Consider the following 19,490-nt stretch of genomic DNA (forward strand, 5'->3'; position numbering starts at 1 on the left):
AAGGGCGATTCATCGCCCTTTTTTTATTTGTCTAAAATTAATTATTCAGATTGTTTCAGTTAAAACCAAGCCTGCACGTAAACCGATCTTCACATTCGGGTTTGGAAATAAAATCCAGACCTGATCTTGTTCAACTACATAGTTACCAGAAGGCTGAGTCGCAATGATTTCGCCTTTAGTAAAAGTTGAAAAGTTTGGAGCCTCAGCAGATAAATTCATGTGGAACTCTTCATCTCTTTTTATTAAAGAGTCAGATACCTGAAACACACGAATTTTTGGTTTATTACGCACTGGTAAAGCTTGCTCAGAAACCACGTTACGAATGACTTCATCAATTGAAGCAAATTGACTCAAGTCATTTTGACCAAATGGCAATGCTTTGCCTAACTCTAAAGTTGCACTCGCCGCCTTAAAATTCTCACTCGTAAAATGGGTAAACGTTTTACCTACCGCATTATGATAAACCAAAGCATCCAAATCAGCTGCTTCAAGACTTGCCGTTAGATCAGCATCATAGCTATGCGTTTGATATGGAAATAAAGCAAATGTTGGTAATAATGAAGCCCGAATTGCTGTGTGCAAATCATAATGATAACGTTTTGCCTGACTCGAACTTTCCTGAAAGAAAGTGGCAACAGTCTGCTCTAAAACCTCAGCACGCTTAGATTCTTCAGTTACAGGCAGATTTTTATACCCACCACAGAACATACGGTTTACATCGTCATGTACATAACGCTTGCCTTGACGCATCGCATAGGGATTACCCAATACAAGCAATAATCTCACCGCAAGCTTTAAACGCCCGGCAAATAAAACGGTGCAAAGATGAGATAGCAATTCAATTGGTGCCGTTTCATTTCCATGTACTCCAGCTGACAGTACGACAGCTTTGTCGTACTGCGCATGTGGTGTACATTCAAGAAGTCCCTCACCTAACCAACGCCAAGAAAAATTTGCTTGTTTTCCCTCACGCGTTGCAGGTTGCTCACCTTGTAAGGTTAATGCTAGAAAATCTTGCATGTCACCTCCTCATTATTTTTGGAAAGGATAAACCGAACCTAAACCTAAAATTTTAGTCAGTTCATCAAGTGCCATACGGCTTTCCATGAGTAAATGCGGATCTGCCAAATCTTCTTGTGCTAAACGATCACGATAGTGTTTATCTACCCACTGATTAAGTGTCATAAACAATTGATCATTCATGAGAACTTTGGGATTTACGGCATTTAATTCGGTTTCATTTAATGCTACACGTAAACGTAAACAAGCCGGACCACCACCGTTACGCATACTTTCACGCAAGTCATAAACCTGAATTGCATCAATTGGTGTACCCATTTGAATCATGTCATTCAAATAGCTCCACACTGCAGCATTTTGGCGAGACTCTTCAGGCACAACAATGGTCATTCCGCCATCTGGACGAGTCAAAATCTGACTATTAAATAAATATGTTGCAACAGCATCGTCCACAGTCACACGGTTTTCAGGCACTTCAATTGAAATAAAGTCTTCACCGATGCTTGCCATTTTTTGACGAATTTCAGCAAAGGCCTGATCTTGATTTAAAAAGGCATGTTGATGATGGAATAAAACCTGCTGGTTACTTACCGCGATCACATCGTTATGGAAAACGCCCTGATCAATTACATCCGGATTTTGCTGAACAAAAACAGTATGTGCATCATCTAAACGGTGCAAACGTGCAATTGCTTCACTTGCCTCACGCGTTTGACGAGCCGGATAACGTTTTGGTCCCGGTAAGCCATTATTTAAATGTTGTTGACCATAAACAAACACCTGAATACCACGTTTAGCATAATCACCACCTAAACGATTGTGATTTGCTGCTCCTTCATCACCGAACAAAGCCACTTGCGGTAAAGCTTCATGGTGTACAAAATGACGTTCATTTTTAAAGATCGCTTGTAAAACTTGGCTTGTAGTTTCAGCTTCAATTGAACGGTGAAATTTATTGTTCAGGTTAGCCGCAGTAAAATGCACACGCTCATCTTGGCTATCAGCCGAAGGTGAAACTGTCGCAGCATTTGCAGTCCACATTGGAGAAGCTGAGCTTAAAGATGACAGTAGCTCTGGTGAATAACGCATTGCTTGAGCCACAACACTAATGTCATCTCCAGTAAAACCTAAACGGCGTAACATCGGAACATGTGGACGCTCATGCGGAGCAAGTACACCTTGTTTCATGCCCATATCAGCCAAAGCTTTCATTTTTAATAAGCCTTGTTTCGCCGCCAATTTTGGATTAGACAAATTATTGCGGTTTTTGGTCGATGCTTCATTACCAAAAGACAAACCCGCATAGTGATGTGTTGGTCCCACTAAACCATCAAAATTTACTTCATATCCTTTCATTTTTTCTTTCCCTAGTGTTAAGGCAACACAATCCCTGGAGATAATTTTTCTGGCAACGTCAAGCTTTCACTTTCGAGTGAAGCCATTGGCCAAGCACAGTAGTCAGCAGCATAAAATGCACTCGCACGGTGATTACCTGAAGCTCCTACACCACCAAATGGTGCTGCACTCGATGCTCCTGTTAATGGTTTGTTCCAGTTCACAATTCCGGCACGTGCTTCAATGAGTAAGTCATCAAACAATTCACGTTTTGGAGAAACTAATCCAACTGACAAGCCGAAACGAGTTGCATTGGCAATTTTTAATGCTTCATCAAAACTGTCATAACGCTGAATAGTGGTAAGCGGACCGAAATATTCTTCATCTGGAATACCCGCCACACCTGTTACGTCAATAATGCCTGGAGTAAGTAATGAGCTGTCTTCTTGAGGACGTGTCATTGGCAACAAGCTTTTTGCACCAAGCTCAAGCAACTTTTGCTGGGCATTCATCATGTTTGTTGCAGCAGCCGATGAAATTACGCCGCCCATAAATGGTTGTTGCTCATCATTCCAACGGCCAACTTTTAAGTTTTTAGCAACCTCAACAAAACGTTGAATAAATGCATCGCCTTGCGCACTATTTTTTACCAAGATACGGCGCGCACATGTACAACGCTGCCCTGCCGAAACAAATGCAGATTGAATAGTGAGGTTAACAACAGCATCCATATTTTCGATTTCATCGATAATCAATGCATTATTGCCGCCCATTTCAAGCGCAAGAATTTTCTCAGGAGCACCCGCCATTTGTTTGTGTAGGTGATAACCTGTGTTTGCGCTTCCGGTAAATAACAGGCCATCAATTTCATGTGAGGCAGCTAGCGCTTCACCCGTGGTACGACCACCTTGCACCAAATTCATTACACCATTTGGCAAACCGGCTTGTTGCCAGAGTTTTACAGTTTCTTCAGCAGTCCAAGGCGTTAATTCACTTGGTTTGAATACAACTGTGTTACCAGCAAGTAACGCAGGAACAATATGTCCGTTCGGCAAGTGGCCCGGGAAGTTATATGGACCAAAAACTGCAAGTACGCCATGTGGGCGGTGACGTAAAGATGCCACACCATCTGCCATTTCAGTTGAGCTTTCACCGGTACGTTGGTGATAAGCACGAATCGAAATTGCAACCTTGCCAATCATTGACTGAACTTCAGTTAATGTTTCCCAAAAAGGTTTACTGGTTTCTTGGCTAATCACTTCCGCTAAATGCTTTTTATTTTCTTCAAGCAAAGCTGCAAACTTTTCTACAATCGCCACACGCTCAGCAAAAGGTAAACGCGCCCACGCTGGGAATGCTGTACGAGCAGCTTGGCAAGCTTTCTCAACATCACTAGCCGTAGCTTCAGCGCCTGACCATACAGTTTGGTTATCAACCGGGTTTGTTTTTACAAATGTTGTACCGCTGCCTTGTAACCAGACACCGTTTATAAATAAAGAGTTTGACATCAGGATACTTCCATAGGATTTAGTGATAAAACACGAACAGCGTGACCTTCTTGTACACCGAGTTTTTCAGCTTGTTCATGCGTTAAATTTAAAGTGTTATCTACGAGATCAAGCTTCAATAACATGGCCCGATAGTCGTGGTAATTATCATTGGCAACAAGGTATTGTGTTTTACCCACTGTTGCCTCATTAGTAATTTTGACGTTTAAGAGTTGACTTTCTTTGACTGCACGCAACTCATCAATATTCGCTTCAATAGTTGGACCCGCATCAAAAATATCGACATATCCTTGATAACGTAAACCTTCTGATTCAAGCACATGATAAGCAGGCAAAGTATGTGGATGCATTTTTCCAATCACTTCTTGCGCATCTTTTGGCAAAAGGTCAACATAGACTGGAAAACGTGGCATCAGCTCGGCAATAAAAACTTTTTGGCCAATACCACTTAAATAGTCTGCAGTTGAGAAATCCATATTGAAAAAATGGTGCCCAATCGCATCCCAAAAAGGTGAACATCCATTTTCATCAGAGTAGCCACGCATTTCCGCAATTAATTTTTTCTCAAAATATTGCTTAAATGCTGCGATAAACATAAAACGGATTTTCGATAAAAATTTACCGTTTTGATTTTCACGGCGTTCCGGATCTAAAAATAATGTACAGAGCTCACTACTTCCTGTTCTGTCATTACTTAAAAATAAAGTCGGTAATGACTTATAAACATTTAGTGCTTTTGAAGCGTGTACTTGTGTTCCCACATGAAAGTTGTACCAAGGTTCAATTAAACCTACCGCAACCTCAATTGCACTTACACCAATAACACGTTGAGCTTCGGTATCTTCCAGAACAAACAAATATCCCTGTTCACTCTTATGAACATTGCCATTTAAAGTATTGCGAGTACGTGAAATTCGAGCCGAAAGCGTATCCATATTTTGTGGCAAGGAAGTCAGGCCAACACCTGACTTACCTGCTAATTTATAAATATCTTCAAGGTCTCGAAACTCGGCATGACGGACAATCATCATGGCTAGCTTTCCTTTTTTTTATTTAGCCAACTTTGCCAAAGCTCTTTTTAAACGAGCAATCCCTTCATCAATATCTTGTTCAGGAATAATTAGAGAAGGAGTGAAACGAACCACGTTAGGTCCTGCGATTAAAGCGAGTAATCCTTCTTCGCCTGCCCATGTGGTAATATCTTTCGCTTTACCTGCATATTCAGCTTTTAGTACACAGCCAATCAATAAACCTTGACCACGAATTTCATCAAATACTTGATATTCAGCATTTAAAGTATTTAATGCATCAAGGAAATATTGATGACGGTGTTTCACGCCTTCAAGTACTTCTGGTGTATTAATAAACTCAAAAACTGCACCTGCAACTGCACTTGCTAACGGGTTACCACCGTAAGTTGTACCATGTGTACCGACAGAAAAATGCGGAGCAAACTTATCAGTTGTTAACATTGCACCGACCGGGAAACCACCGCCCAATGCTTTTGCAGTCGTAAGTACATCCGGAATCACACCGTAGTTCATGTAGGCATAAAGTGCACCTGTACGGCCCACACCAGTTTGTACTTCATCAAAAATAAGTAAGGCACCGAACTGATCACACAGTTCACGTAAACCTTTTAAAAATTCGATATCAGCAGGAATAACCCCACCCTCACCTTGCACAGGCTCTACAATTACTGCACAAGTTTGTTCATTTATGACTGCTTTAGCCGCTTCTAAATCATTATAAGCAACATGGCTAATACCGTTTGGAAGTGGTGCAAAGTCTTGTGAATATTTTGGTTGGCCACCTGCCGAAACGGTAAATAAAGTACGGCCGTGGAAAGCATTGTTAAATGCCACAATGCCACTTTTACCTGCAACACCGCTGTCGAGTCCAACTTTACGCGCAAGTTTTAAAGCTGCTTCATTCGCTTCTGCACCTGAGTTACAGAAGAAAACCTTGTCTGCAAATGTATTTTCAGTGAGTTGTTTTGCAAGGCGTAGAACGGGTTCATTTGTATAACCGTTACCGACATGCCAAAGTTTTTTTGCTTGTTCTGTTAACGCATTGACTGCCACTGGATGCGCATGACCTAATGCATTTACTGCAATCCCGCCTGCAAAATCGATATATTCTTTATTTTCTTGATCCCAGATACGTGAACCTTCACCACGTACCGGAATGAAATTTGCCGGTGCAAATACTGGAACCATCCAGTCATTAAAGTTGCTTCGAGTTACAGAAATTGGCTGTTCCATGCTTACCTCAGTATCTATTTAATTTATTTAATCTGTCTTACTGTCTTTAATTTAATTCATTTAGAAAAAGGGACCGAACAAATAATCCTATAACATCCTTTATATTTGCTCGGCCCACCTTTCCTAAAAGGTAGTTTCCTCAGATTAGCCTGGGAAAATACCGCGTTCTTTACGAGCTTTTAAGATACGCTCACATGCCAAGATGTAAGCTGCTGTACGTAAAGTACAAGCATTCTTGTTCGCTGTATTCCAAACGTCATCCATTGCTTGAACCATCAACTTGTCTAAACGCTCGTTGATTTCTTCTTCGCTCCAGAAGTAGCTCGCCATGTCTTGAACCCATTCGAAGTAACTTACAGTTACACCGCCGGCGTTACATACCACGTCAGGAACTACAACAATGCCACGCTCAACCAATACATCTTCAGCTTTAGGATAAGTCGGGCCGTTCGCGCCTTCTAAAATCAACTTAGCTTTAAGTTTTTCAGCACGCTCAACTGTAATTTGGCCTTCTAATGCAGCAGGAATAATGATGTCTACTTCTGCAGTCCAGAAATCTTCATCTGCAATTGCTTGTGCACCAGCAAAACCACCAACACCTTGGTTTGCATTTACGTGATCACGTAGCGCAACAAGATCAATACCATCAGCATTGAAAATTGTGCCAGTGTGGTCTTGAACGTGAGTGATTTTTGCTTTTGATTCAACAAATAAGAAAGCAGCTTCACTACCTACATTACCAAAACCTTGAACAGCAACTTTTGCGCCTTCAATTGGTAAGTTGATTTTTGCAGCAACTTCACGACCAGTAACGAATACACCGCGACCAGTTGCTTTCACACGACCTAAAGAGCCGCCTAAGTGAACTGGTTTACCAGTTACAACACCCGTCACTGTGTGACCTTGGCTAGTAGAATAAGTATCCATCATCCAACCCATAATATTGGCATTTGTACCAACGTCTGGAGCAGGAATGTCTTTTTGAGGTCCGATAATGTGACCAATTTCAGTCGTATAACGGCGAGTTAAACGCTCTAATTCACGATTTGATAATTTACGTGGGTCAACACGGATACCACCTTTTGCACCACCAAATGGCAAGTTCAAAACTGCAGTTTTAATTGTCATCCATGCAGACAATGCCATCACTTCATTTAAGTCAACATTTGGATGGTAACGAACACCACCTTTACCAGGACCACGAGACAAGTTGTGTTGTACACGGTAGCCTTCAAAGTGCTGGATTGAACCGTCGTCCATTACAATTGGCACGTCCACAATAAGCGCACGCTTAGGACGTTTTAAAGTATCGATATAATCAGCTAAATGTTCTAAGTATGGCGCTACACGGTCAATTTGAGCCAAGTAAGTTTGCCATGCATCGCTATGTTCGTTTACGTATGAAAGATCTGACATCTTTTTTCCTATCTACCTACACAGACTCAGATGTGATAAATCTGCAGTCTTTATTATTCAGCAACCAAAACCTTGCAATAACAATGTTTTGATTTATTTATAAAATCTTCAGCTCTTCTAAAGCTTTAGACCTTTTAAATTCCATCTTGTGATATCAAAAGTACGATTTACTTTTATATATCGATATCTTTTACAATATTCTTTTGCCTCATCTGCCATTTATAAAAAGTCTTTATAAAAGCAAAAGTTCCACCGCAACCAACTCAAATAAGTCGACTGGAAATAAGTACAAAAGAGGTGACATAACCGTTTGGGAGTTAAAAAGAACTAGGGTTCATGAAACAAAAAAACCATAAGTCCCTAAAATTATTTTTGACTAATCGATAGATCCCTCCATTAGTCTTTTTAAATAAAAATTGTTCAGTAATACTGCAAGTTTCACATCACTACTCAAGCGAGTTAATCAAGCCTTCATATAGACATAAAATCTTTAAGTAAATATAGCACAGAGCAAGTTAATTTAGAACATTTTAAAATAAACAAGCAGAGAAAAAATAATCAATTTTCTCTATTTTTTATAATAAAAAAGTAACCAGACCTAAAAAAACACTACACTATAATAATTTTATTTTATGGAAATTAAAAAAATATTAAAATTAAAAATGATTAAAAAATTACCATTTAATAACAAAGACTTAATTAACAAAAAATTTCAAAAAATTCTTAAAATTTCTATAAATTTTCATAATATTTATTCAGTTTCTCTAATTCAAAACAAAGATATATAAATATTTAAACAATCTCTTTATTAAATAACCATGATAAACATATACTTATTTAAAAACTTATAATAATTAGCTATTAATAATATTCCGACAAGTGGTTAATTTATGTGTCAATATTTGGTTTTATTATCAAAACAAAAAAAACATTTTCAAAAAAAATATATAAAGCTCAAGTTGCGCCCATGAAAAAAGGCCCCATAAGGAGCCTTCAATCAACACAACCAAGTAAGCAAAAGACTTAGTTTTGAGCTATATCTTTTTTACGATAAAAGATGAAATAGCTGACATAGCATAGCAAGATAAAAATAATGCAGCAGATAAAGCCCACTTGCATAGAAGGATCAAATACCATACTGATACAAGTAACTATACAGAATAGCCCGCCTACAATTGGAGTAAGAGGAAAAAGTGGTGCAGCGAAACGTAGATCTTTTACTGTTTTTCCTGACTTATACCACTGTCTACGGAAGTTAAATTGCGAAATACAAATTGCAATCCAAACGACAACCATTGTAAAAGCAGCAACACCCAACAAATTTTTAAAAATTGTTTCTGGTGCAAATTGTTCTGAAAGCAATCCTGGAATAGCACCAAACATTGTCACAATAATGGCAATAATAGGTGTTCCAGACGGCGTGAGTTTCGCAAAAATTTTAGGTAATTGATTTTTTGCTGAAAGCGACCACATCATACGTGATGCAGCAAATAAACCCGAGTTAGCAGCTGATAGTAAAGCTGTAATAATTACGAAACGGATAATATCCTCTGCATACGGAATACCAATGTAATTAAATACAGTCACAAATGGGCTACTGCTCACATCATTTGCACTAAGACCTGCTAGGTGGTATGGCAATAGTGAACTAATCACTACAATCGTACCAACAAAGAAAATCAATAAGCGCCAAATAGCCGCATTAATTGCCTTAGGAACTGTTTTTGCTGGATTCTCAGCTTCGCCAGCCGCCACCCCAATTAATTCTGTGCCAGAAAAAGCAAAGTTAACGATAAGCATAGTGGCAAAAATTGGGAAAAGACCATTTGGGAACCAACCATGAGCAGTCAAATTACTGAACAATGGTGCTGTTTCATGCCCCTGATAAGGAATAAAGCCGAAAATTGCAAGCAGCCCCAAACCAATAAAACAGATAATGGTGATTACTTTTACAAGCGCCAACCAAAATTCAGACTCTGCAAATAAGCGGGTTGAACTTACATTAAGAAAGAAAACCAAGGCGCCAAAGAAAAGAGTCCAAGCCCATACCGAGGTAGATGGAAACCACTCCTGAACCAACAGGGCCGCAGCGGTAAACTCAGTCCCCAAAGTTGCAGTCCAAGTCAGCCAATATAGCCAAGTAATCATATACCCCGTACCTGGACCGATATAACGCCGTGCGTATTCACCAAAAGAGCCAGACTCAGGGACATGAACCGCTAGCTCACCGAGACACAGCATAACGGTATAGGCAATTAGACCGCCCAAGAAATAAGAGATAATTGCGCCAATTGGACCTGCTTGAGAGATTACGTCGCCAGACCCAAGAAAAAGACCTGTACCTATGGCACCGCCAAGGGAGATCATCACCAAATGTCGAGTACTCATTGCTCGTTTCAAAGGTGCAGAACTTCCATGTTGCGATGCATCATTATTCCGATAATTTAATGATTGCATATAAAAAACTGTAACGACAATTTAGTAAAAAATCATTTTAGGATAAAAAAATAAATATGCAATTATCTTTGAATAGTGGAGTTATTTTAAGCAATCTTTTGCCAACCAAATAAAATATATTTTAAAAACAAACAATTAATAATTATTAGGATAATTATTGTATTTTAATTAATCTTACATCATTTCTTTAATTTATATAAATTAAAAAATCATACTTTTTAAAATATAATAATTTTTCACTTAATTCCCCATGCCTACTTTTAGCTTTATCTTTATTTAAAAATTAGAGACACTATTTATTTAAATAATGACTTTTAATTTTATATACAAATAAATTGATAAAAAAATATTTTTTAAGCAAAAAATAAAGCTCAAATCTCAAGATTTGAGCTTTATTTAATCGAGGAAATGACTTAGTAGCTGGTCAATACAAACTGTTGAGATGGCTGAACAGAACCTTCAACGTAATCACAAACACCTTGTTCATCACAATTTAAATTTAATTGCTTGTAGCTTAACGCAAAGAAATCAGAATATTGTTTAATGACAAACGGACTCATATCCGAAGTGAGTGCGTCACCCTGTTTAAACAATTTAATAATTTTTCGGTCATTCATCCCTAACAAATAAAGTTCATTATTTAATTCAATCTGAACAACCCCAGTGTGCTCTGCCACAATCGGAATCAAATATGAAGGGTTTGCCAACACTACATCTACAGCATAGGTTTCAAGCTTTAGATTAATCAAATTAAATACTAGTATTGCCTCAAATTGATTTTTAAAACCTTTTTTAGGGTTTTCAGCTTGCTGGCTATACTGAATTTTAATTCCAAGCTTCTGAAAATCTTGCTCTGTAGCTTGCTTTGTTTTAATAAGACTACGTGAGACCGCTTGCTTAAGCGCATTGTCTAAATAACGTTCATCTAACTGAAAGTCATTTTGACGCAATATTTTCAATAACATGCTGTCATGGTATGTCAGCACATTTGCAAGAACATTACGATAATAGAACTTACTTTGTTTTTTGATTTTACGAACTTGTTGATAGAAATACGTTTCATCAAATTCATGCTCAATAAAATCATGTAAAAGGCTTGAGCTTGCCAATACAGATAAAGCTTCATGTCCTGTAAAAGGCAAATGAATTGTATGTAAACTTGGTAAGATCTCTTTTATTTTTAAGTAATGTTCGCGATCAATTGAAAAGTAAGGGTCATAAACAATAATGTATTCACGACTTGCATCTACATCTTGCGGCTGAATTTGCATGTCTTTATTCGCGACAGCATCGAAAAACTCAGCATAGCGTCGGTCTTCAACTTGTTCAGGGTCAATTGAATACTGAGGCACAAATGCAATGATTCGATTCATATTTAATAAATTCGAATATTTAATTGCTGCATAGCCGCCCATTGAGCCGCCATAACCTACAATATTTTTAAAACGCTGAATAATAGGCAAAATGACTTTTGCCAGCTCAACCATACTGGCCTTTGGGAACCATGATTTTTGTTTTGGCATCACCCCAATAACACTGTATTGGTACTTTATTAGAGACTTTTCAGCATTGATAGATAAGCCACTCGCCCGGGTAATCAAATCGCCAAAAGAGAGAACTAATATATTAGAATCGCCTTGTAAAAAAATGGCTCTAATGTGTTCGTCTTCAAAAATAATTTGCTTATCCATGCTCACACCGAAAGAAAATTTACTCCCACATACATCGTCAAAAATGAAACAAAATAGGTGTTTTGCCAATTTATGATTGCGGAGTATCTTATTTTATAGATGCCAGTCAGATTAAAAAGCGCAAAATATGACACAATCCTTACATCCTGCCGCTCAAAAAGGCTTCAGCTCTGCTGCTGAGCTTTATCAGCAAGTTAGACCAAATTATCCCGTAGAAATAGTAAGTTGGCTACAAGATCGGCTCCAAATCCATGAAAATTCTACTGTTATCGATCTTGGATCGGGTACTGGCAAATTCTTACCTTACTTAAAACAGACACATGCCAATATTACTGCAGTAGAGCCAATTGGCGAGATGTTACAACAGCTTCAGCAAGCCTATCCTGATATTAAAACTATACAAGCCTTTAGCCACAATATTCCGGTAAATGACCAACAAATTGATGCTGTCATTTGTGCCCAATCTTTTCATTGGTTTGACAACATAGAAACATTGACCGAAATCCATCGAGTATTAAAACCTCAAGGACATTTAGGACTTGTTTGGAACCAGCGCGATGAAAGTACAGACTGGGTAAAAGCCTTAGCGGATTTTCTACTACCACTTGAAGGTGATACACCTCGTTACCATAGTGAAAGGTGGAAAAAGGTTTTTGAAGAGCAAGATTTATTTACTTTTGACAATTTAAATACTTTTTCGCAATCGCAGCATGGTACTGTCGAACAAGTGGTGAGTAAACGGTTACTTTCAACAAGTTTTATTGCAGCAATGACTGAAAAAGATCAACTACAGCTCAAAGCTAAGTTTGAAAAAATTGTTTATGATTTTACTGGGTTAGGCCCACAAGATCAGATTGTTTTTCCATATATTACATATGCATATCATTTTCAAAAAAGTACGTCGTCAAATCATAGAGAATAGGTTCGGTTGAAAGCTATGTTAAAAAAAACGCCTCATATCATCTTAATGTCTTTGCTCAGCTCTAGCCTATTATTGACGGCTTGTAAAAAAGCAGATGAGCCAGCAAAGACTGAACAATCTCATACAAGTTCATCTACCGATCAGGTCTTAGAAAAACTCAATGAAAGACCAGTGAAGAAATTCCCAGCTACTGCGGATGACGCTCATGATATTGCACTACTAGAAGATTACGATCACCGCTTTACTGAAATGAGTGACGAGATGGAAAATGAGTTAGCAAAATTGCATGAGGCTGGCACACTCACCGCAGAATTTGAACAAAAACGTACACTTGATAACGTGCGTTCATCATTAACCATGTTAAAAGATCTCGATTTAAAAACTGAACAAGGTCGTTATATTCAGGGCTTACTCTATCAATATTGGGAAAACCAAGAAAAGAACTTTAGTGATAAGCAGGCAAGTAAAGATGAGCAGGTCAAACAGCTTGCTGACTATTTACAAGCACAAAATCAGTTAAAGTACTGGAAAGCCTCACAGCAGCATTAATTTAACTGCATGCAATAAAAAGCCTTCTTATAAAGAAGGCTTTTTTAATTTAAATATTTTGTTTTTCAACCCAGTGAATGGATTGAACACGGAAGAGTTCACATGCACCATCGCCGGTATCAGTTGGGGTCAAAGATGACTTCCAAACCAAATCTTTATCTTTGATTTCAACCAGATCACCTTTTAAATAAACCAAATCACCACGCTTAACTTGCTTAATTTGTTGGGCGATTTCAGGGTTTGCAGGAATAATGTGCATATTCGATACCATCTGCATTGCTTGCTCAGCTGGTACAGGAAGTTTTGCTATTTTCCAGTTTAAATAGCGGTCATATTGTTTCACTGAAATATGTCGCGCGATTTCAGGTTGAGCAAATAAACCCCAACTTACCGCATAATCAATCGGTGAAAATTTGGCTTGCTCATCATTGTGATAAATTTTTGAACCTAAAATCCTAAAATTTCCCTGAAATGGTTGTAATACAGAAATTGATTGATCTTTTTCAACTGGAAGCAAGCCATTGGCAATATTGTATTCACTCGAGGTTGATGCAAGTGCTGAACCCATGCCTAAAGTCGCCAGCAAAGCTATCATCAAACGTTGTTTTTTCATCGCTTTATACCTCAAATATTGCTAGATCAAATTCATTAGATCTTCGTTTTATGGTAGCTCTAAGGTATGAAAAAAATATCGGAATTTAGTAACAATACAGATCAATTTCGTCTATTTTTGTGCCTAATTAAATAGATTATTAATCTTCAAAATCTATTCTTAAAGTTTCAAAGCGAACTTTCCCTTCCTTAATTGCCTGAGCAATTGCTTGCTGCCCCTTTGTTAAACGTGCCCCTCCACTTTTGACATCCAGCAAAATAATTTGAATATCATCGGCAGTTCCGTCTCCATCTCGAAAATCGGTATAGCCATCGAAAATAATATAATCAACCGGGTCGCCCATAAACTTGGCATCACTTGGCAAATACTGAAACTCCGGCAAGACCGGCGCAAATTGTTCTGCCATTTTTCCTTTTAATACGGCGCGGCTCGTATTCACACTTCTCTTTTGTGCTTGGGCAAGGGCTTGTTGATGCTCAAGCTCCAACTCGGCAATATATTGCTCGTATTCAGCCTTGATTCGGCCATTACGGGTATTTGATAAAATGAGCGTCGTGATAATAATACCAATACCAGCACCAATAAGCATGGCCAGCCATACGGACATAAATTTTCCTTAACAAATACACATCATCGCGATAGATGAGCAATCATATCTAAAATTAGGGAGTAGCTTAAACTTTTGTCAAAGGCAGTCATCTACTTCACATAAAAAGATGCTAAGGTATAAGTAGAACAAGTGTGCTGCTGAATATAACTGAATTTATGAAAACGATACTTATTGCAAATCAAAAGGGCGGATGCGGAAAAACCATGACAGCCATTACGTTGGCAACAGCTTTGGCACAAAAAGGATATAAAGTAGCATTGGCAGATTCTGACAACCAGAAATCTTCCTTACAATGGTTAAAACAACGTCCAGATAACGTAGCTGTAATTCAAAGCCTCGACTGGCGTCAAGAAAAATCAATTGGTGATGCACCTAAAAATTTAGACTATTTAATTATTGATGCACCGGGTGCCCTTTCAGGTGATCATGCTGAACAATTAGTCAGCGAAGCCCATGCGATTATTACTCCACTTCAGCCTTCATTTTTCGATATCGACAGTACACGACGTTTTCTCAAGCATTTGCAAGATATTAAACGTATTCGTAAAGGTAAAGTACAAATTTTACTACTTGCAAACCGAGTTAAACCGAACAGCGCCAGCTCAAAAGATATTCAGCAATTTTTTGAAAAAATCGAACATGAACCTATTGCATGGATTGCAGAGCGTAGTGCTTATGGCAGTTTAGCAATGCAAGGTTTAAGTGTATTTGATAAACCACAAAAGAACTTTATTGCAATTCAAAGCCAGTGGCAGCCTCTTTTAAATAAACTGATTGAAGATAAATCTGAGTGGTTCTAAAACCATCTCTTTATTTTAGGTGGGCAAGATGCAGAAATGAGCACACCTGCCTAAAATTTGTCTCAGGTCATTTTTCAGTTAATATGACCTTATTCTATTTTAAAAATTAGAGAATTTTGTTCGTGCATCCATACGCTCCTACTTTACAGCGCGTTTTATTGTTTGGGCTGTTTTTTATCCTGATCTTTTTAGGATTTAACATCCTGAAGTACTTTATTGTACCTGTACTTTGGGCTGCCATTATTGCCTACATGACTTGGCCGATTTATTTAAGAATTCAGCATTTTTTTGGTGAAAACCGAAATAATTTAAACGCTACAGTTATGATTAGCTTAGTCATTTTAATTGTTGGCGTGCCATTTACATGTGCTATTTTTATTCTACAACATGAAGGTCGCAACCTTTATTTTGATTTACAGCGTCAAGTCTTTTCAGGTCATTTAAGCGTTCCCGATTTTATTCGTAATCTTCCGTTTATTGGTAAAGAAATATCTCGTACACTCAACGAAATTAACACAGACCCTAATAGTACTATTCAGAATATTGCAGCTTGGGTACAAAGCCATTTAAGTTATGGGCGTGTGTTATTAAATGAAATTAGTAAAAATATCGTCAAACTTTGTTTTGCGATTTTAAGTCTTTTCTTCTTTTATCGTGATGGCCACACGATCTTAACCCAAGTGAGTAAAGCCTTGGAAATGGTGATTGGGCCACGTATTCATCATTATCTCGACACAATTTCAGAAACAACACGTGCCGTTGTGTATGGCGTGGGTTTAACTGCAATTGCTCAAGCAGTACTGGCTGGATTAAGTTATTTCGTCGCTGGTGTACCTAACCCAATGGTTCTCACCATTGCAACGTTCTTATTAGCCCTAATTCCGTTTGGTACTCCTGTTTCCTACTTAGGTGTTGGTCTATGGTTGTTTTCTCAAGGTCAAACCATGGAAGCTATTGGCGTCATCTTATGGGGTGTGCTGATTGTAAGTAGTTCAGACAACGTGATCCGTCCACTTGTAATCTCTGGTGCGACTCAAATTCCGTTTTTATTGATTATGTTCGGTGTATTGGGTGGTATTGCAAGTTTTGGTTTAGTTGGTCTATTTATTGGCCCTGTTATTTTAGCTGTTTTATTAGCGATTTGGCGTGAATGGCTTCATGAGACGATTGACCCTGAACCCATGCCAAAAACAACCATGATTTATGATTCAGATGATGATTTACCACCATCTAAAAACTAAGCTAATAATTTAAAAATATTTCAAGATACAAAGTGACTATTTAAATTAACTTGTAGGGTTCACGCACCTTTGCTTGAATAAAAAAATCAGATTTATAGTTATAAGGATATCTATAATGCCAGTATTTAATAAAATTGGTGCAGTATGTGCACTGACAGCTTTATTAACGGTCGGTTGTAGCACGGTAAGTAAGACTGTATCTGATACAGCCCATGCACTTACCACAATGCATACTAAAAAAGTGGTGGATGTTAATGAAGTGACAGCCAATGGTATAGGTAAAAAACTTGGTACGATTAGCTTTCAAGATAGTGATAAGGGCTTAATCATTACTCCTGCTTTAGCAGATTTACCAAGTGGTACTCGCGGTTTCCACATTCATGAAAATCCATCTTGTGCCCCTGCTGTTAAAGATGGAAAACCAGGCGCTGCTTTAGCTGCTGGTAGCCACTATAACCCTAACCAAGCCCCTCATCATGGTACGCCAACTACCGGGCATTTAGGCGATTTACCAGCATTAGTCGTTGACAATACTGGTGTAGCTACAACTGCTGTTATTGCACCACGTTTAAAACTTGCTGACATTCAAGGTCGCGCTATCATGATCCATGCTGGTGGTGATAACTATTCAGATTCTCCTCTGCCTCTAGGTGGTGGCGGAGCGCGAATCGCATGTGGTGTAATCAAATAAGTGCTTTTTTTTAAATTGTGGGTATCTAAAAAGATATCCACAATTTTGCTATTTTATTAAGCAACTTAGACTAATTAATTATTATAAAATCTTAAAAAATAAACTGACTTTTTTAAACAAAACGCATAATATTTTTCAAGTAATAAAAATTTAAATACCAATTGTCACGTACCCTCTCATTTAGAAAAAAGCCGTGAATAACCTGACTCAACTATTCAATCGTTTTAAAACGAATTCAATTTTAATTTATTGCCTGCAAATTTTAATTGTACTCACAGGCACAACTTTAGGTTTACTTTGGTTAGGTCATAATGAGCTGATCGTTCCTGTGACTTTAGGTGCGATTGCTGCTGCACTTACTGATTTTGATGATCGCTTAAGTCTTCGTTTACGCAACCTGCTCTATGTCTGCCTACTCTTTTTTACTGTCAGCACTATTCTTGGTTTTTTAGCACCTTATAAATTTTTATTTATTTTATATCTTTCAATTTCCAGTGCTTGTTTCATTTTATTGGGAGCTTTAGGGCAACGCTACGCTACCATTTCTTTTGGTACGATTTTACTCTCAATTTATAGTATGTTTGGTTTAGGAGAATATGCATACTGGTACCAACAGCCTACTTATTTTGTCTATGGTGCGTTGTGGTACGGCCTAACTTCTATTTTATTTTTTATTCTTAAACCAACACTTCCTTTACAAGATAAACTTTCACAAATTTTTGAAGAAATTTCAGCCTTACTTCAAGCTAAAGCACGGTTGTTCGACCCAGATAATAAAGAAAATGTTGAACAGCTTTTATTTAAGTTATCACTACAAAATACACAAGTTGCGCAAAGCCTTAACCAAATACGCAGCTCTCTGCTGACTCGCCTTAAGGCATCACGAGTCAGTAATAAAAGTATTTACTGGTTAAACCTATACTTTTTTGCGCGAGATATACACGAGCAAGCAACTTCTAATTATTTACACTACGAGCATATCCAACAAAATTTTAGCCGTAGCGATCTCATTTTTCGTTTTCAGAAAAACCTACGCTTACAGGCACAAGCTTGCCATGATTTAGCCCAATGCATTTTGCATAATCAACAATATCAGTCTTCTCAAGAAAGCCAAATTGGCCTAAACCATTTGGAAAGCTCTTTGAAAGACTGGATACAACAGCATCCACAAAATTTTGAAGTTAAAAATTTAAAGCTAATTTTTAATAATTTAAAAGGAATGCATGAACAATTTGAGCAGCTTCAATATGCTCAACCGTTTAATGAAACGCTAAGTCAGAACAAGCAAGAACATCTCAATTTACTAGATGATGATATTCAAGGATTTTCAGACCTTGTTTTAAAAATTCGGCAGCAACTGACGCCACAATCGGCCCTATTTAGACATGCAGTACGAATTGCGGTTGTATTTGCCGCAGGTTATGCCATTTCCCTCTTACCTTTTGCCCAACATGGTTACTGGATTTTGCTCACCAGTTTATTTGTTTGCCAAATTACTTACTTTGCAACCAAAAGTCGTTTAAAGCTTAGAACGATTGGGACTTTACTCGGCGTTTTATTGGGTATTCCCATTTTATATTTTGTTCCTAGTATTGAAGGTCAACTCATTCTTACCATTATTTGTGGAGTTAGCTTTTTCTACTTACGCCAGAAAAAATATGCGCTGGCAACACTGATGGCAACCTTAATGGTATTGCTCATTTTCAATTTAAAAGGTGCAGGTTACAGCATTATTTTACCTCGTCTAATCGACACCTTATTAGGCTGCTTTATTGCTTGGCTTGCTGTTAATTTTATATGGCCGGACTGGAACTTCCGTAATATTCCAAACAATATTAAGAAAAGTAGCCAAGCCACCTTTGATTACTTCAATGTGATTGTCGAGCAATATCAGCATGGGAAAAATCAAGACATTGAATATCGTAGAATTCGCCGTGCTGCACATAACGCGCAAATTGAACTGTCGAATATGATTTCAAGCTTAAGTGCCGAGCCCAACCCAAATCCAGAGCTGATTCATTACGCCTTTCGTTATTTGGTTTATAGCCACAGCCAGTTGAGTTATGTCGCAGCATTAGGCAGCCAAAGACAAAAAATTGATGATCAACAGGTATTACAACTTTTACTGGATTGTCAGCAAATTCTTAAACAAAGTTTATTTGAACAAGCGTCGGTTAACTTTAGTTTTCTTGAACAGACTTTAAAGCAAATTCAAAGTTTAATAACTCACGAACATTTTTCAGAGAACTACACACTTGTCTTAAAACAGATGAGTTTATTATTAGAAACCTTGCCTGAACTCTTAAGCTTAAAAGGCAAACTTTTAGAGCATGAAATTAAATAGAATAAAAAATACCGGAATATAAATTCCGG

The 19,490-nt window shown here is 37.9% G+C and carries 16 protein-coding genes; 6 read left to right on the forward strand and 10 right to left on the reverse strand.

Annotation, left to right across the window (positions count from 1 at the left end):
• Positions 1 to 45: 45 nt before the first annotated feature.
• From astE to EG365_RS06290, 8 genes are all read right to left on the reverse strand, one after another.
• A complete protein-coding gene (astE, locus tag EG365_RS06255; RefSeq protein WP_001150826.1) occupies positions 46 to 1,020 on the reverse strand; it encodes a succinylglutamate desuccinylase in 975 nt (324 codons plus the stop codon).
• Between the two features lie 12 nt (positions 1,021 to 1,032).
• Positions 1,033 to 2,376 carry an N-succinylarginine dihydrolase gene (gene astB / locus EG365_RS06260; protein ID WP_000679445.1) on the reverse strand — a complete coding sequence of 448 codons (1,344 nt, stop codon included), beginning with the start codon at positions 2,374 to 2,376 and terminating at the stop codon, positions 1,033 to 1,035.
• A 17-nt stretch (positions 2,377 to 2,393) separates the two neighbouring features.
• Positions 2,394 to 3,863, reverse strand: a complete 1,470-nt coding sequence (astD, locus tag EG365_RS06265; RefSeq protein WP_000071649.1) for a succinylglutamate-semialdehyde dehydrogenase — start codon at positions 3,861 to 3,863, stop codon at positions 2,394 to 2,396.
• Positions 3,863 to 4,894 (reverse strand): arginine N-succinyltransferase, encoded by a 1,032-nt coding sequence (astA, locus tag EG365_RS06270; protein WP_000973732.1) that lies wholly within the window; start codon positions 4,892 to 4,894, stop codon positions 3,863 to 3,865. The genes astD and astA overlap by 1 nt, the downstream gene beginning before the upstream one ends.
• Positions 4,895 to 4,912: 18 nt before the next feature.
• Positions 4,913 to 6,127, reverse strand: a complete 1,215-nt coding sequence (locus EG365_RS06275) for an aspartate aminotransferase family protein (protein WP_000437496.1) — start codon at positions 6,125 to 6,127, stop codon at positions 4,913 to 4,915.
• 144 nt (positions 6,128 to 6,271) lie between these two features.
• On the reverse strand, positions 6,272 to 7,543 hold the full coding sequence (locus EG365_RS06280; protein WP_001281781.1) for a Glu/Leu/Phe/Val family dehydrogenase: 1,272 nt from the start codon (positions 7,541 to 7,543) through the stop codon (positions 6,272 to 6,274).
• A gap of 1,023 nt (positions 7,544 to 8,566) precedes the next feature.
• Positions 8,567 to 10,000, reverse strand: coding sequence for an amino acid permease (locus EG365_RS06285; protein ID WP_001191140.1), 1,434 nt, complete (start codon positions 9,998 to 10,000; stop codon positions 8,567 to 8,569).
• Positions 10,001 to 10,413: 413 nt separating this feature from the next.
• Positions 10,414 to 11,691, reverse strand: a complete 1,278-nt coding sequence (locus tag EG365_RS06290; RefSeq protein WP_000360736.1) for a hypothetical protein — start codon at positions 11,689 to 11,691, stop codon at positions 10,414 to 10,416.
• Positions 11,692 to 11,818: 127 nt separating this feature from the next.
• On the opposite strand from EG365_RS06290, the gene EG365_RS06295 reads away from it, so the two are divergent.
• Both EG365_RS06295 and EG365_RS06300 read left to right on the forward strand, forming a co-directional pair.
• Positions 11,819 to 12,613: a class I SAM-dependent methyltransferase gene (locus tag EG365_RS06295; RefSeq protein ID WP_000194473.1), complete on the forward strand. Its 795-nt coding sequence runs from the start codon at positions 11,819 to 11,821 to the stop codon at positions 12,611 to 12,613.
• 15 nt (positions 12,614 to 12,628) lie between these two features.
• A complete protein-coding gene (locus tag EG365_RS06300; RefSeq protein ID WP_000915013.1) occupies positions 12,629 to 13,162 on the forward strand; it encodes a hypothetical protein in 534 nt (177 codons plus the stop codon).
• 49 nt (positions 13,163 to 13,211) lie between these two features.
• On the opposite strand, the gene EG365_RS06305 is transcribed toward EG365_RS06300, so the two are convergent.
• Both EG365_RS06305 and EG365_RS06310 read right to left on the reverse strand, forming a co-directional pair.
• Positions 13,212 to 13,775 carry a hypothetical protein gene (locus tag EG365_RS06305; RefSeq protein WP_000744752.1) on the reverse strand — a complete coding sequence of 188 codons (564 nt, stop codon included), beginning with the start codon at positions 13,773 to 13,775 and terminating at the stop codon, positions 13,212 to 13,214.
• A 139-nt stretch (positions 13,776 to 13,914) separates the two neighbouring features.
• Entirely contained in the window at positions 13,915 to 14,382 is a 468-nt protein-coding gene (locus EG365_RS06310) for a Holliday junction resolvase-like protein (RefSeq protein ID WP_000118035.1), read from the reverse strand.
• A 158-nt stretch (positions 14,383 to 14,540) separates the two neighbouring features.
• Here EG365_RS06310 and EG365_RS06315 point away from each other — a divergent pair, with 158 nt between their 5' ends.
• The 4 genes from EG365_RS06315 to yccS all read left to right on the forward strand — a co-directional run bounded on the left by EG365_RS06315 (position 14,541) and on the right by yccS (position 19,461).
• Entirely contained in the window at positions 14,541 to 15,185 is a 645-nt protein-coding gene (locus EG365_RS06315; protein WP_000849145.1) for a ParA family protein, read from the forward strand.
• 122 nt (positions 15,186 to 15,307) lie between these two features.
• On the forward strand, positions 15,308 to 16,426 hold the full coding sequence (locus EG365_RS06320) for an AI-2E family transporter (RefSeq protein WP_000553809.1): 1,119 nt from the start codon (positions 15,308 to 15,310) through the stop codon (positions 16,424 to 16,426).
• A 115-nt stretch (positions 16,427 to 16,541) separates the two neighbouring features.
• Entirely contained in the window at positions 16,542 to 17,117 is a 576-nt protein-coding gene (gene sodC / locus EG365_RS06325) for a superoxide dismutase family protein (protein ID WP_001143890.1), read from the forward strand.
• 193 nt (positions 17,118 to 17,310) lie between these two features.
• Positions 17,311 to 19,461, forward strand: coding sequence for a YccS family putative transporter (gene yccS / locus EG365_RS06330; protein WP_001061828.1), 2,151 nt, complete (start codon positions 17,311 to 17,313; stop codon positions 19,459 to 19,461).
• The last annotated feature ends 29 nt before the right edge of the window (positions 19,462 to 19,490 follow it).

It is taken from the genome of Acinetobacter sp. FDAARGOS_494 (assembly GCF_003812225.1).
GTDB lineage: Bacteria > Pseudomonadota > Gammaproteobacteria > Pseudomonadales > Moraxellaceae > Acinetobacter > Acinetobacter baumannii.

Coding starts and splice junctions, on each gene's coding strand:
- EG365_RS06285 (WP_001191140.1), bottom strand. CDS start 10,000: ATGCAATCATTAAATTATCGGAATAATGATGCATCGCAACATGGAAGT.
- EG365_RS06275 (WP_000437496.1), bottom strand. CDS start 6,127: ATGGAACAGCCAATTTCTGTAACTCGAAGCAACTTTAATGACTGGATG.
- EG365_RS06305 (WP_000744752.1), bottom strand. CDS start 13,775: ATGAAAAAACAACGTTTGATGATAGCTTTGCTGGCGACTTTAGGCATG.
- EG365_RS06300 (WP_000915013.1), top strand. CDS start 12,629: ATGTTAAAAAAAACGCCTCATATCATCTTAATGTCTTTGCTCAGCTCT.
- EG365_RS06295 (WP_000194473.1), top strand. CDS start 11,819: ATGACACAATCCTTACATCCTGCCGCTCAAAAAGGCTTCAGCTCTGCT.
- astA (WP_000973732.1), bottom strand. CDS start 4,894: ATGATGATTGTCCGTCATGCCGAGTTTCGAGACCTTGAAGATATTTAT.
- astE (WP_001150826.1), bottom strand. CDS start 1,020: ATGCAAGATTTTCTAGCATTAACCTTACAAGGTGAGCAACCTGCAACG.
- EG365_RS06280 (WP_001281781.1), bottom strand. CDS start 7,543: ATGTCAGATCTTTCATACGTAAACGAACATAGCGATGCATGGCAAACT.
- EG365_RS06290 (WP_000360736.1), bottom strand. CDS start 11,691: ATGGATAAGCAAATTATTTTTGAAGACGAACACATTAGAGCCATTTTT.
- sodC (WP_001143890.1), top strand. CDS start 16,542: ATGCCAGTATTTAATAAAATTGGTGCAGTATGTGCACTGACAGCTTTA.
- EG365_RS06315 (WP_000849145.1), top strand. CDS start 14,541: ATGAAAACGATACTTATTGCAAATCAAAAGGGCGGATGCGGAAAAACC.
- EG365_RS06310 (WP_000118035.1), bottom strand. CDS start 14,382: ATGTCCGTATGGCTGGCCATGCTTATTGGTGCTGGTATTGGTATTATT.
- astD (WP_000071649.1), bottom strand. CDS start 3,863: ATGTCAAACTCTTTATTTATAAACGGTGTCTGGTTACAAGGCAGCGGT.
- astB (WP_000679445.1), bottom strand. CDS start 2,376: ATGAAAGGATATGAAGTAAATTTTGATGGTTTAGTGGGACCAACACAT.